The sequence below is a fragment of the Streptomyces sp. NPDC048211 genome (genome assembly GCF_043202315.1).
In the GTDB taxonomy this organism is placed as follows: Bacteria; Actinomycetota; Actinomycetes; order Streptomycetales; family Streptomycetaceae; genus Streptomyces.
This window is the reverse complement of the sequence record NZ_JBIDAD010000002.1, coordinates 1,184,828-1,198,292: the sequence shown is the minus strand read 5'-3', so window position 1 is coordinate 1,198,292 and position 13,465 is coordinate 1,184,828. Positions and strand designations below refer to the sequence as shown.

Genomic DNA, 13,465 nt, shown 5'->3' with positions numbered 1-13,465 from the left:
GCACCTTTCGCGGAAGCTGAAAAATCGCTCTCCGTAGGCAGTACCACACACGGTGTGCATCTTCCGGGATCAACAAGCGGTATCGGCTTGACCGTTTGTGAGGCGATATGTCGCCCTCGGGTCCAGGAGGAGCGGGACCAGCTTCCGGGCGGACTGCCGCAGGGGCACGTACACACCGTCACCGTCCGGCCGGGACGTGACGCCGTGCAGGGCCAGTTCGTCGCGCACGTCGGCCCAGCGCTCCGCCGTGAGCCGGTAGCCGCAGGGCGGGTCGACGAGGGTCTCTCCGGCCTCCGCCGCCTCGTTGTCCGCTCCCCCGAGATACACCGGCCCGCGGTCGGCGAATCCGGCCGCGCGTGACCGGGCGGTGGCGGCGCGGATGCGGTCGCGCTCCTCGTCGGCGTAGGCGAAAACGGCTTGGAGTGCCGCACGTTGGGACCGCACGCGGCGGCGTTGCCCCAGCGCCGGATCGGCCCGTTCGGCCGCGGAGAGCGGGTCCGCGCGCGATTCGACGAGGAGGCCGAGCGCGTGTTTGACGGCCGCCGTGTTGCGCAGGATGCGCTCCTGTCCGTCGCCCGCGGTCTGCTTGAGCGGGCCGCCGGTCACGGGGTCGGTCCATATCCCGTAGTGGCCGCTGCTGAATCCGGCGTCCAGCGCGGCCGGGCGCACGTGGCGTTCGGCCAGGTGCTCGGACGCGTCGCGCACCCGGCTGTCGGCGTTGAGGGTGCGGGGCCAGAGGACGTAGAGGTCCTTGTCGTAGTAGGGCGGGGTCGAGCCGTACTCGTGGAGGTCTTCGATCACGTCGGGCGAGTGGTCCCTGATGACCGCGGCGAGGGCGCGGGCCTCGGCGGTCCGCAGGGCGAGGTGATCACGGTTGATGTCCAGACCGTCGGCGTTGCCCCGGGTTCCGGCGGCCAGGCCGTCGGGGTTGGCGGTGGGCAGGACGAGGATCTCGGTGCGGGAGAGGAAGGCGCGGGTCGCCCGGTCCGTGGCGTATGCCAGGTCGCGGACCGCCGTCAGGCACGCCTCACGGCCCGCGGGCTCGTCGCCGTGCTGGCTGCACACCAGCAGGACGGTGAGCTCCGGGGTACGGCCGCCGCCGATCCGGACCAGGCGCAGGGGGCGCCCCTGTCGCGTCGCGCCGATCCGCTCGACGGAGACCCGGCCGCTGTGCCGGTCGACGGCGTCGATGAACGACCTCTCCTCGTCCGCACCGGTCCACCGCGACCCGTTGGCGGTCTCGAATCCCGTACGGGGCGGAGTGTGCGCCGCCTCGGAGGGCGCGGTGGACAGGGGGACGGCGAGTGCGGCGGCGACGGCCGTCAGGGCGAGGACGCGGATGCGGGGGCGGCCGGACCGGCTGCGGCGGGCCCCGGCCGAACTCCGGGTGCCGTTCTTCGAACTCCCCACCGGGTACTGGCCGCCGTCCGTCGGGCGGGCGCTCCGCACACGTTTCGGCATGGCCGGAAGTTACCCCGCCCGCCGCCCGCGCGACAGCCCTGCGGGGGTTCGGTCTCCCGCCCTTCGACGAGGCCGCGGGGGCTCCCGACCGGCCCGGCCGCCCCGCGACGACGTCCGGCCACGGACCGGCCGTGACAGCCCTTAGGCTGTCGAGGTTCGCGCTGAGCGGCCGGGCCAGGCCGCTCCCGTCCCAGTCCCCACCTCCGAGGAGCGTCTCTTGCCCGGTCCGACCCCCGATGCCCGTCACGACGCGCGTCCCACGCTGGAGGCGGTGGCGGCGCGTGCCGGCGTCTCCCGGGCGACTGCCTCCCGGGTCGTGAACGGCGGTGCGGGAGTGCGGCAGCCGCTGGTGGACCAGGTCCGCAAGGCGGTCGAGGAGCTCGGCTACATACCGAACCACGCCGCCCGGACCCTGGTGACCCGGCGCAACGGCGCGGTCGCCGTGATCATCGACGAGCCCGAGGTCCGGATCTTCTCCGACCCCTTCTTCTCCCAGCACATCCGCGGCATCAGCCGCGAACTCAGTGTGTACGACGCCCAGCTGGTCCTGCTCCTGGTGGAGGGCAGCGGGGACTTCGAACGGGTCACCCGCTATCTGGCCGGCGGCCACGTGGACGGGGTGCTCGCCTTCTCGCTGCACACCGACGACGAGTTGCCCGCGGTCATCCGGCGGTTCCGGGTTCCGACCGTCTACGGCGGCCGGCCGGGGCGGCCGGGCGCGGCGTCCGAGCTCGCGGTCCCCTTCGTGGACTGCGACAACCGCGGCGGCGCCCGCGAGGCCGTGCGCCACCTGGCCTCGCTCGGCCGCCGGAACATCGCGCACATCGCGGGCCCACGCGATCAGACATCGGCGCTCGACCGGATCGACGGCTACACCGACGTGTTGCCCGACGGCGATCCCGCCCTGGTCGCGGACGGAGACTTCACCACCGAGGGCGGCGCCCGGGCGATGGCGCAGTTGCTGGAGCGGCGCCCGGACCTGGACGCCGTATTCGCCGCCAACGACCTGATGGCCTCCGGCGCCCTGCGGGTGCTGCGGGAGCAGGGCCGCCGGGTACCGCAGGACGTGGCCCTGGTCGGGTTCGACGACATGGAGTCGGTCGCCGACGCCACCGATCCCCCGCTGACGACGATCCGTCAGGATGTGGTGGGAATGGGAAGGTTGATGGTCCGGCTGCTGATGGAGCGGCTCGACGACGGGACCACGGGTGCCGATTCCGTGATCACACCGACCGAGCTGATCCGGCGCGCCTCGGCGTGATGTCGGCACGCGATCGCCTCGTCGCATTGCCGTGATGTCGTCATGCGGCGGCGGATCGGCGTGATGCCGTCACGGTGGCGCCTCGGCGTGATGTCTCCGCCGTCCGGCGGCCGGACACCGGTCAGCGGACCGCGCGCCGTCGTGTTTCCCGGTGGGCCGCCCGGGCGCGCCGCGCCCGCGGCAGATACCGCATCCGTTCCGGCAGCACCGGCACGACCACTCGCACCACGGCGCAGAACCGTCGCAGAGCGCGTTCCTGCGCATCCGTCCACTCCAGGCCGATCGCCTCGCGTGCGTCCGGCGGCATGAGCCCGATGGTGAGGAAGCTGCGGAACCTGGCCAGCGGCGGCAGCAGGACGGGCCACAGGGCCCTGAGCAGCAGCCGGAGCGCCAGGGGCCCACGGTCCGGGGGCGGCACCGGAACGCCGGTGGCGACGAGCTCCTCGACGACGACGGTCCGTTCGACCTCGTCCGCGAGCATGCGGCGGTAGTAGGGCCAGAACTCCTCGATCGTCTGCGGCATGTCCCGGTCGTGGATCCCGAGCACCCGCCCCACCTGGAGCCACTCCCGGTACAGCGCCCGCTCCTGCTCCCGGCCGAGCGGACGGATGAGGTAGCGCGCCCCGTGCCGGTACACGGGAAAGCCGGTCGCGTGCACCCATGCGTAGTTCGCCGGTGACAGGGCGTGGTAGGGACGGCCGCGGGTGTCGGTGCCCTGGATCGTGCGGTGCAGCCGGCGGAGCCTGCGCCCTTCCTCGGCGGCCTCCGCGCCGCCGTACACCCACAGTTGGAGCGAGCTCAGGGAACGCTCCCCGCGCCCCCACGGGTCCGTACGGAAGACGGAGTGTTCGTCGACACCCGCTCCGACCGCGGGGTGGGCGACCTGAAGGGTGAGGGCCGCGGGAAGCATCAGCAGGGCCCGGACGTCACCGGACAGGCTCCACAGCACTCCGCCGGGCGGCGGCGGTACGGGATCGGCACCCCTGGCCTTCTCGCTGCTCATGCGGCACTCCCGGCGGTCTGCGGGCTCACGGCCCGGCGCCCGGCCCCCTGCGTGATCCAGTATGCGAGCGCGTCCGGAGTCGTGCGCACCGGCCCCCGGAAAGGGCCCCGCACGCAGAGACCCGCCACAGACCCGCGGCAGGCCCGCCACGGCCCTCCGCAGAGGCCCCTGCGGAGACCCCCGCAGGCTCCCCGCAGGCGAGGGTGGCGGCGGTGTTGACGGGACTCGTGAAACAAGTCGATAGTATTTGTAACTTTGACTCCCTCGACCGGACGGTCCTTCATATTCCTTGCACTGAACACGAGTTGGCGCTCCGGACAGCGACAACCCGCACCAGCGGTCCCGCAGGGAGTCGGCACACGGACAGGAGAGCGCATCATGGGCCGGTACAGCCGCCTGCACGAGATACGCCGGATGGATCCGGCGCGCGACTACGCCGAGATCCTTCGGCTGATCTCCCAGTACGAGTTCCCCTGGGACTACCGGCAGGGGGTGAGCGTCGCCTTCCTCCGGGACTACGGTGTCCCGCGGATTTCCGTGCTCCTCGACCGGACCCAGGAGTTCGAACGGGCCGGACAGAAGCGGTACGACGACACGGTGCTGATCGGGTACGAGATGGCCGCCGAGGGCTTCGACTCGGAGCGGGCGCGGGCGGCCGCGCGTCATCTGAACCGGATCCACGGGAAGTACAGCATTGCGAACGACGACTTCCGCTACGTCCTGGCGACCACCGTCGTAGGGCCGAAGCGCTGGATCGACCGGTTCGGCTGGCGCCCCCTGTGCGCCCAGGAGGTGCAGGCCCTGGTGGAGGTCGGCCGCAAGATGGCGTCGGTCATGGGCATCGCGGACGTGCCCGACACCTACGAGGGCTTCGAGCGGCTCCTCGACTCGTACGAGGAGCAGATGTTCGCGTACGACCCGGCCAACCGACGGGTCGCGAACGCCTCCTTCCGCGTCATGGCCGGCTGGTATCCGCGTCCGTTACGGCCCCTGGTGGCCAGATTCTCGCTCGCCCTGCTCGACGAGCCGCTGTTGAGGGCGCTGGGGTTCCGGCCGCAGCCGCAGTGGGCGCAGACCTCGGCTTCGGCCGCCCTGCGCCTGCGCGCGCGGTGCATACGCCGGCTGCCGGCCCGGCCGCGCCGGTTCCCCTCGCGCCCGCAGCCCCGTTCGTACCCCTTCGGCTGGCGGCTCGACGACCTCGGACCGCACTGGGCGCGCAACCGGCCGCTGGAGCCGCTGCCCGACGAGAAGGACGGGCCCGACGACGGTACTAGCCTGCCGCGAGCAGGGGCACCAGATAGCAGCGGGCGAACTCCCGCACCTGGGTCCCGTCGTCGAGCTCGAAACAGCTGACGGGGTTGAGGAGGAAGGAGACGGTGATCCGCACCATCAGCTCGGCGACCGGGGTCGGATCGCTCGTCGGCCGGCCTTCCGCGCGCCGGGCGTCGCGCAGCCGGTCGGCCAGGTAGGCACGGATGGCGAGGAAGGCGGGCGCGCTCTCCAGGGTCAGGAACGGCAGCATCGTCTCGGGCTCCAGCTTCAGCAGACCGCCGATGAGCGGATGCTCACGTATGTGCCGGAGAACCGCGGCGAAGCCCTCGACGAGCCGGTCCTCCGTCGTCGGGAGGGCGGCCACCGCATCGTCCACCTCCACCAGGAAGCGGCGGTACTCGCGCAGCAGACAGGCGGAGACCAGGCTGTCCTTGTTGCCGATCCGCCGGTACACGGTCACCCGCGAGACCCCGGCACGCTTGGCGACGTCGTCGACGGTGGAGCGGCGCAGCCCGAAAGTCATGAACTGCTCGCGTGCGGCGTCCAGGATCTGCTCGCTCAGCGCGTCGGAGGGCGGCGTCGCACCGAGCGCCAAAGCCAGTCGTGTCCCGTCGGTGCTCCGTGCCGTCATGGGCCCTCCCCGTTCCGCCGCTGCCGCTCCCACCATAGAAGTCGTGACGGAGGGACTCACCCCGTAGCCCTGCGACAACGCGGGCAGGCGGCCCGCCGGAGTCCGTGGGCGCCCTGCCGGGAAGGCGGTACGGCGGCCTCGGCTGCGCGCGGGTCCCGGCGAACTTCTCGCGGGCCGTGCAGTCCTACGGCGTCGGACCGGTGCCAGGACCGCCGTCCCGCTCCCCGGCCACTGCCACACCCCTCCCCTTCCTGCCCGTCTGCCTGCCAGACGCAGCACGGCGCCAGGCTGTCCGGCAGGTTCCGGCCGGGGGCCCTAAGGGCTGTCCCGCAATTCCTGGCGGGACAGCCCTTAGTCGAAGTCGTACACCGTCACCGGTATGCCCCGTCCGGTCAGCCGCTTCTCGATCAGCGGCTCGATACGGGACCACTTCCCGCCCGCCAGCCCGCAGCCGATCCGCGGCATGTGGACCGAGGCGCCCAGCTCGGCCGCCTTCCCGGCTACCTCCCCCAGCGCCTTGTCGATCGCCTCGTAGCGCACCGGGACCCCGTTGCTGCCCGTGCGCATGCCTCGCTGGCCCACGGTGTTCGCCACCCAGAGGTAGGGAGTCACCTGCACGAACTGCACGGCGCCGAGGGCGAAGTCGTTGCCCGCGCGCTCCCGGTGCCATCTGCGGTACGCCGCCTCGGGTTCCGGCCAGCGGCGCGAGAGGGCCAGGACGAATCCCTTGCCCCAGCCGCCGAGGTCGTTGCAGACGTGGACGATCAGCTTGACGCCCTTGCCGTGGGGAGAGGTCGCGTCGCCGCGTACGTAGGTGATCTCGGACATGGCATCAGGCTAAGGTCCCGCACTGACAGCCGGGCTCTTTCACATCACTGGTGAGACAGCAATACTGTTGCACCGGAGCGAGGCGCACGCACACCGTCGCCCGTCCGCCGGCGGACACGAGGAGCAGACATGGCGACCGAGGGCGAGGAGCCGAAGCTCACCGTCGACGAACTGGCGGCACGCGCCGGGGTGACCGTGCGCACGGTGCGCTTCTACAGCACCCGCGGGCTGCTGCCGCCCCCGGTCATCGGTCCGCGCCGGGTCGGGCACTACGGGCCCGAGCACCTGTCCCGGCTGGCGCTCATCGAGGAGCTCCAGCACCAGGGCATGACGCTGGCCGCGATCGAGCGCTATCTGGAACAGCTGCCGCCCGATCTCAGCGCGCACGATCTGGCCATCCACCGTGCGCTCGTGGCCTCCTGGGCACCCGATTCGGCGGAGGACGCGACCCGCGCGGAACTGGAGCGGCGCGCGGGACGTCCGCTGGCCCAGCAGGACATCGACCGGCTGGCCGCGATGGGAGTGCTGGAGCGGCCGGATCCGGGGGACGGGGTGTACCGGCTGGATCCGGGGCTGCTGCGGCTCGGCGTGGAGCTGCTGGACGTGCCCATCGCGCACGAGACGATCCTCGCCGCCCGCACGGTCCTGCTGGAGCACACCCGCTCCGCCGCGCATGAGCTGACCCGGCTGTTCCGGGACGAGGTGTGGGGTCCGTACCGGGAACGGGAGTCGGACCCGGAGCATCTCAAGGCGATGAAGTCGCTGTCCGCGCACATGCAGCCGCTCGTGCTGCAGGCACTGGTGACCGCCTTCCAGCGTTCGCTCAAGGAGGAGCTGCGGGCGGCCTTCGCGGCCGAGTAGCCGCCGGACGCCGGAGCGGCAGCCGCGACGGGCCGCACCGGTGGGTGCGGCCCGTCGCGGCTGTCCGTCAGTCGTGGAAGGTCTCGCCCTTCTCCGACTTCTCGACGAGCAGCGCGGGCGGCAGGAACCGGTCGCCGTACCGCTCGGCGAGTTCCCGGGCGCGGGCGACGAAGCCGGGCAGGCCGCCCTCGTAACCGTTGATGTACTGGAGCACACCGCCGGTCCACGGCGGGAAGCCGATGCCCATGATGGAGCCGATGTTGGCGTCGGCGACGGTGATCAGGACGTTCTCCTCCAGGCAGCGGACACTGTCCAGGGCCTCGGAGAAGAGCATCCGCTCCTGCATGTCGGCGAACGAGATGTCCGTGCCGGGCTTCGTGAAGTGCTCACGCAGTCCGGGCCAGAGGCGGGTGCGCTTGCCGTTCTCGTCGTACTCGTAGAAGCCCGCGCCGCCGCTGCGTCCGGGACGGCCGAACTCGTCGACCATCCGGTCGATGACCGCGTCCGCGGGGTGGCCGGGCCAGGTGCCGCCCGCCTCCTCGACGGCCCGCTTCGTCTCGTTGCGGATCTTGCGGGGCAGGGTGAGCGTCAGCTCGTCCATCAGGGAGAGCACCTTGGCCGGGTAGCCCGCCTGGGCGGCGGCCTGCTCGACCGACGCGGGCTCGACGCCCTCGGCCACCATGGCGACGCCCTCGTTGATGAACTGGGCGATGACGCGCGAGGTGAAGAAGCCGCGTGAGTCGTTGACGACGATCGGCGTCTTCTTGATGCGGCGGACCAGGTCGAAGGCGCGGGCCAGGGCCTCGTCACCGGTCTTCTCGCCCTTGATGATCTCGACCAGCGGCATCTTGTCGACGGGCGAGAAGAAGTGCAGCCCGATGAAGTCGACGGGGCGCGAAACCCCTTCGGCCAGCGCCGTGATGGGCAGCGTGGAGGTGTTGGAGCAGAGCAGTGCGTCCGGCTCGATGATGTCCTGGATCTCCTGGAACACCTTGTGCTTGAGTGCGGGGTCCTCGAACACGGCCTCGATGACGGCGTCACAGCCGGCGAGGTCGGCCGGGTCGCCGGTCGGGGTGATGCGGGCCAGCAGCTCGTCGCGCTCGGCCTCGGTCGTACGGCCCCGGGAGAGCGCCTTGTCGAGCAGCTTCTCGCTGTACGCCTTGCCCTTCGCGGCGGCCTCCGTGGAGACGTCCTTGAGGACGACGTCGATACCGGCGCGGGCGCAGGAGTACGCGATGCCCGCACCCATCATCCCGGCGCCGAGGACGGCCACCTTGCGGACCTGGCGCTCCTCGACGCCGTCGGGGCGGCTGGCGCCGGAGTTGACGGCCTGGAGGTCGAAGAAGAACGCCTGGATCATGTTCTTCGAGACCTGGCCGGTGACCAGCTCGGTGAAGTACCGGGCCTCGATGGTCAGCGCGGTGTCGAAGTCGACCTGCGAGCCCTCGACGGCGGCGGCCAGGATGTTGCGCGGCGCGGGCATCGGGGCGCCGGCGAGCTGCTTCTTCAGGTTCGAGGGGAAGGCCGGCAGGTTGGCGGCGAACTTCGGGTTCGACGGGGTGCCGCCGGGGATCCGGTAGCCCTTGACGTCCCAGGGCTGCTGGGACTCCGGGTTCGCGTCGATGAAGGCGCGGGCCTTCTCCAGCATCTCCTCGCGGGTGGCCGCGACCTCGTGGACGAGGCCGTTCTCCAGGGCACGCCGCGGGATGTACTGGGTGCCCTGGAGCAGCACCTTGAGCAGCGCGTCGGCGATGCCCATGAGACGTACGGTGCGGGTGACGCCGCCACCGGCGGGCAGCAGGCCGAGGGTGACCTCGGGCAGGCCGATGCGGGAGCCGGGGGCGTCGAGGGCGACACGGTGGTGGGAGGCGAGGGCGATCTCGTAACCGCCGCCGAGGGCCGCGCCGTTGATGGCGGCGACGACGGGCTTGCCGAGGGTCTCGATGCGGCGCAGAGAACCCTTGATGGCCGTGCCGGTGTCGAACGCCTGCTGGGCGTTCTCGGGGCCGACCTTGATCATGTCCTTGAGGTCGCCGCCGGCGAAGAAGGTCTTCTTCGCGGAGGTGTAGATGATGCCGCGGATGGAGTCCTTCTCGGCCTCGGCGCGGTCGGCGATCGCGGCGATGGAGTCCTTGAACGCCTGGTTCATCGTGTTGGCGGACTGGTTGGGGTCGTCGAGTACGAGGGTGACGACGCCGGTCTCGTCCTGTTCCCAGCGGATGGTCGTGCTCTCGGTCATGTGTCTGTCTTCTCCGTAGGAAGGGGGACGGTCAGAGACGCTCGATGACGGTGGCGATGCCCATGCCGCCGCCCACGCAGAGGGTGGCGAGGCCGTAGCGCTTGTCCTGGCGCTCCAGTTCGTCGATGAGCGTGCCGAGGATCATCGCGCCTGTGGCGCCGAGCGGGTGGCCGAGCGCGATGGCGCCGCCGTTGACGTTGATCTTGTCGAGCGAGAGCCCCATGTCACGGGCGAAGCGCAGAACGACCCCGGCGAAGGCCTCGTTGATCTCGACCAGGTCGATGTCGTCGATGGTCAGCCCGGCCTTGGCGAGCGCCTTGCGGGTGGCGGGGGCGGGGCCGGTGAGCATGATGGTGGGCTCGGAGCCGGAGACGGCGGCGGAGACGATCCGGGCGCGCGGGGTGAGTCCGTAGCGCTCGCCGATCTCCTGGGAGCCGATCGCGACGAGGGCGGCACCGTCGACGATGCCGGAGGAGTTGCCCGCGTGGTGGACGTGGTCGATCTTCTCCACCCAGTGGTACTTCTGCAGCGCCACCGCGTCGAAGCCGCCCATCTCGCCGATCCCGGCGAAGGACGGCTTGAGCGCGGCGAGGGAGTCGGCGGTGGTGCCGGGGCGCATGTGCTCGTCGTGGTCGAGGACGACGAGGCCGTTGCGGTCCTTGACGGGGACGACGGACCGCGCGAAGCGGTTGTCCTTCCACGCCTCGGCGGCCCGCTCCTGCGACAGGGCGGCGAACTCGTCGACGTCGCGGCGCGAGAAGCCTTCGATGGTCGCGATCAGGTCGGCGCCGACGCCCTGCGGCGCGAACCCGGTCTCGTAGTTCGTCATCGGGTCCATCGCCCAGGCGCCACCGTCCGAGCCCATCGGCACGCGGGACATCGACTCGACACCGCCCGCCAGGATGAGGTCCTCCCAGCCCGAACGGACTTTGGCGGCGGCCAGGTTGACGGCCTCCAGGCCCGAGGCGCAGAAGCGGTTCTCCTGGACACCGGCGACGGTGTCGGGAAGGCCGGCCGCGATCGCCGCGATGCGTGCGATGTCGGATCCCTGGTCGCCGAGCGGGCTGACCACGCCGAGCACGATGTCGTCGATGGCCGCCGGGTCCAGTCCGGGGAAGCGGTCGCGGAGCTCGTGGATCAGGCCGACGACGAGGTCGATCGGCTTGGTGCCGTGCAGGGCCCCGTTGGCCTTGCCGCGGCCGCGCGGGGTGCGGATCGCGTCGTAGACGAATGCTTCGGTACTCAAGACAGCTGCCTTTCGAGGGTGGTGGCGCAACAGGGTCGGGCGGGCAGTCGGACCGGCGGAGGTGGGACCGGAGAAGGGACCGGGCGAGCGGGTGCCGGGCTGGAGGGCGGGCGGGGTCAGGGCAGCGGAGGTCAGGCGAGCAGCGAACGGCCGATGATCTCCTTCATGATCTCGGTCGTTCCGCCGTAGATGGTCTGGATCCGCCCGTCGGTGAACGCCCTGGCCACCGGGAACTCCGCCATGTAGCCGTATCCGCCGTGCAGTTGGAGACAGCGGTCGGCAACGCGTTTCTGCAGTTCGGTCGCCCACCACTTCGCCATCGAGGCGTGCACGGCGTCGAGCGTCCCCTCCGAGTGGTCGACGATGCACCGGTCCAGGAAGGTCCGGGTGACGGCGCACTCGGTGGCCATCTCCGCGATCTCGAACCGGATGTGCTGGAGCTTGGAGAGCGGACGGCCGAAGGCCTCGCGCTCCTTGACGTAGGTGGTGGTGATCTCCAGGAGGTGCTCGGCCGCGGCGATGCCGGCGACCGCTATGCCCATCCGTTCCTGCGCCAGGTTCGTCATCAGGTGGATGAAGGCGCCGTCGAGCTCCCCGAGGAGGTTCTCCTTGGGGACGCGCACGTCGTTGAAGAACAGTTCGGCGGTGTCCTGGGACTTCTGGCCGATCTTGTCGAGGTTGCGGCCCCGTTCGAAACCCTCCGTGCCGCGCTCGACGACGATGAGCGAGAGGCCCTTCGCGCCGCCGTCCGGGGTGGTCTTCGCGACGACGACCACCAGGTCGGCGAGGATGCCGTTGGAGATGAACGTCTTCGAGCCGTTGAGCAGCCAATGGTCGCCCCGGTCCTCGGCGGTGGTGCGGATGCCCTGGAGGTCGGAGCCGGCGCCGGGTTCGGTCATCGCGATGGCGGTGATGATCTCGCCGCTGCAGAAGCCGGGCAGCCAGCGCCGCTTCTGCTCCTCGGTGGCGAGGCCGGTCAGGTAGGGGCCGATGATGTCGTTGTGCAGACCGAGTGCGAGACCGGGAGTGCCTGCCCGGGTGAACTCCTCGGCGAGGACGGCGCTGTAGCGGAAGTCGCTGTTCCCGCCGCCCCCGTACTCCTCGGGGACGGCGAGGCCGAGCAGCCCCTGCCGTCCGGCGGCGAGCCAGGCCTCGCGCGAGACGATGCCGTCCTTCTCCCACTGTTCGTAGTGCGGGAGGACCTCCTTCGTCAGGAAGGTGCGGACGGTCTCGCGGAACGCGTCGTGCTCTTCGGTGAAGATCTGCCGCTGCATCAGTCGGTCGTGTCCTTCCGGGTGGTCCGCAGGGCCGGTACGTCCCAGTCGGCGGCGACGGTCTCGGTGTCCGCGCCCGGCTGCGCCGGTCCGCTGTGCACCGAGGCGGGAGTGGCCGAGAACCGGGGCGCGGGCGCGGGCTGGGTGAGTGCGCCGTGCTCGACGAAGGTGGAGCGGGCGGCGAGGTGCGGGTGGTGCGGTGCCTCGCGAAGGGAGAGCACGGGTGCCACACAGGCGTCCGAGCCGTCGAAGACCTCGGTCCACTCGGTGCGGGTACGGGTGCGGAACCGGGCGGCGACGACACCGCGCAGGTCGTCCCAGCGGGCGAGGTCGCCCCGGTCGGGGGCCGTTTCCCCGATGCCGAGGAGCTCGGTGAACTCCGCGTAGAACCGCTTCTCGAGCGGGCCGACCGCCATGTACTCGCCGTCCGCGGTCTCGTACGAGCCGTAGAAGGGGCAGCCGCCGTCCAGCAGGTTGGAGCCGCGCCGGTCCTGCCAGCCGCCTGCCTGGAGCATGCCGTGGATCATCATGGTGAGGTGGGCGGTGCCGTCGACGATCGCCGCGTCGACGACCTGTCCGCTGCCGCCGGGGGTCCGTGCGTGCTGGAGCGCGGCGAGGACCCCGACGACGAGGTAGAGCGAGCCGCCCGCGTAGTCGCCGAGCAGATTGGCCGGGACGACGGGCGGCTCCCCCGGCTTGCCGATCATGGAGAGGGCGCCGGTCACGGCGATGTAGGCGATGTCGTGCCCGGCCCGTTCGGCGAGCGGACCGTCCTGGCCCCATCCGGTCATGCGCCCGTAGACGAGCTGCGGATTGCGGGCCAGGCAGGCGTCCGGGCCCACGCCCAGGCGTTCGGCGACGCCTGGCCGGTACCCCTCGATCAGGACGTCGGCGCGCTCGACCAGATCCAGGACCGTGTCCGGGCCGGATGCCGCCTTGAGGTCGACGAGGACGGACCGCTTGTTGCGGTTGGTGAGGTCGCGGGCCGGATCGATGCCGAGCCCGGCGCCGCCGGGCCGGTCGACCCTCACCACGTCGGCGCCCAGATCGGCCAGGAGCATCGCGGCGAACGGACCGGGGCCGATGCCCGCCAGCTCGACCACGCGCACCCCGGCCAGCGGGCCGCGCGGACCGTGCGAGCCGTTCCCTGCCGTTGCCATCGAGCCCCCAGCGGTGTGACACAACCGATGTAACATCGATGATGCTAAGAACGCACCGCGCTCCGCACAACCCCTGGGGACGAGCAAGCGCTTAGTTCTTTCTCCGGATCCTCCCCCACGAAGCCTCCCCGGCCGCACAGCGCCACGTCACGAAGCCTCCCCGGGCGCACACCGCCGCGCCGGGCTCCGCTACCCTCTGCCTGCTACATCGGCACCGGCCCCTGTGGAG

11 protein-coding genes are annotated in these 13,465 nt (G+C 71.3%); 3 read left to right on the top strand and 8 right to left on the bottom strand.

Going from position 1 to position 13,465, the window contains the following annotated elements; all coding sequences use genetic code 11:
- Window positions 1-69 precede the first annotated feature (69 nt).
- Window positions 70-1,461, bottom strand: coding sequence for a M14 family metallocarboxypeptidase (locus ACGFZA_RS12085; protein ID WP_385278663.1), 1,392 nt, complete (start codon window positions 1,459-1,461; stop codon window positions 70-72).
- 217 nt (window positions 1,462-1,678) lie between these two features.
- Here ACGFZA_RS12085 and ACGFZA_RS12080 point away from each other — a divergent pair, with 217 nt between their 5' ends.
- The gene (locus tag ACGFZA_RS12080; RefSeq protein ID WP_393678799.1) at window positions 1,679-2,722 is read left to right on the top strand and encodes a LacI family DNA-binding transcriptional regulator; all 1,044 of its coding nucleotides are present in this window, start codon (window positions 1,679-1,681) and stop codon (window positions 2,720-2,722) included.
- A gap of 121 nt (window positions 2,723-2,843) precedes the next feature.
- On the opposite strand, the gene ACGFZA_RS12075 is transcribed toward ACGFZA_RS12080, so the two are convergent.
- A complete protein-coding gene (locus ACGFZA_RS12075) occupies window positions 2,844-3,725 on the bottom strand; it encodes an oxygenase MpaB family protein (protein ID WP_393678798.1) in 882 nt (293 codons plus the stop codon).
- A gap of 378 nt (window positions 3,726-4,103) precedes the next feature.
- Between ACGFZA_RS12075 and ACGFZA_RS12070 the strand changes: the two genes are divergently transcribed.
- Window positions 4,104-5,078, top strand: a complete 975-nt coding sequence (locus tag ACGFZA_RS12070) for an oxygenase MpaB family protein (protein ID WP_385278657.1) — start codon at window positions 4,104-4,106, stop codon at window positions 5,076-5,078.
- On the opposite strand, the gene ACGFZA_RS12065 is transcribed toward ACGFZA_RS12070, so the two are convergent.
- Together ACGFZA_RS12065 and ACGFZA_RS12060 are read right to left on the bottom strand one after the other, a co-directional pair.
- Window positions 4,996-5,628, bottom strand: coding sequence for a TetR/AcrR family transcriptional regulator (locus ACGFZA_RS12065; RefSeq protein WP_385278655.1), 633 nt, complete (start codon window positions 5,626-5,628; stop codon window positions 4,996-4,998). The genes ACGFZA_RS12070 and ACGFZA_RS12065 overlap by 83 nt on opposite strands.
- Window positions 5,629-5,979: 351 nt before the next feature.
- Window positions 5,980-6,456 carry a macro domain-containing protein gene (locus ACGFZA_RS12060; protein WP_393678797.1) on the bottom strand — a complete coding sequence of 159 codons (477 nt, stop codon included), beginning with the start codon at window positions 6,454-6,456 and terminating at the stop codon, window positions 5,980-5,982.
- Between the two features lie 129 nt (window positions 6,457-6,585).
- Between ACGFZA_RS12060 and ACGFZA_RS12055 the strand changes: the two genes are divergently transcribed.
- Window positions 6,586-7,317 carry a MerR family transcriptional regulator gene (locus ACGFZA_RS12055; protein WP_385278651.1) on the top strand — a complete coding sequence of 244 codons (732 nt, stop codon included), beginning with the start codon at window positions 6,586-6,588 and terminating at the stop codon, window positions 7,315-7,317.
- Between the two features lie 67 nt (window positions 7,318-7,384).
- Here the strand turns inward: ACGFZA_RS12055 and ACGFZA_RS12050 are convergent, their stop codons facing one another.
- The 4 genes from ACGFZA_RS12050 to ACGFZA_RS12035 all read right to left on the bottom strand — a co-directional run bounded on the left by ACGFZA_RS12050 (window position 7,385) and on the right by ACGFZA_RS12035 (window position 13,236).
- On the bottom strand, window positions 7,385-9,556 hold the full coding sequence (locus ACGFZA_RS12050) for a 3-hydroxyacyl-CoA dehydrogenase NAD-binding domain-containing protein (RefSeq protein WP_393678796.1): 2,172 nt from the start codon (window positions 9,554-9,556) through the stop codon (window positions 7,385-7,387).
- Between the two features lie 31 nt (window positions 9,557-9,587).
- A complete protein-coding gene (locus tag ACGFZA_RS12045) occupies window positions 9,588-10,802 on the bottom strand; it encodes an acetyl-CoA C-acetyltransferase (RefSeq protein ID WP_385278647.1) in 1,215 nt (404 codons plus the stop codon).
- 131 nt (window positions 10,803-10,933) lie between these two features.
- Complete coding sequence (locus ACGFZA_RS12040) at window positions 10,934-12,076, bottom strand: acyl-CoA dehydrogenase family protein (protein WP_385278645.1); 1,143 nt, start codon at window positions 12,074-12,076, stop codon at window positions 10,934-10,936.
- Entirely contained in the window at window positions 12,076-13,236 is a 1,161-nt protein-coding gene (locus ACGFZA_RS12035) for a CaiB/BaiF CoA transferase family protein (protein ID WP_393678795.1), read from the bottom strand. Before ACGFZA_RS12035 ends, ACGFZA_RS12040 begins: the two co-directional genes overlap by 1 nt.
- Between the last annotated feature and the right edge of the window lie 229 nt (window positions 13,237-13,465).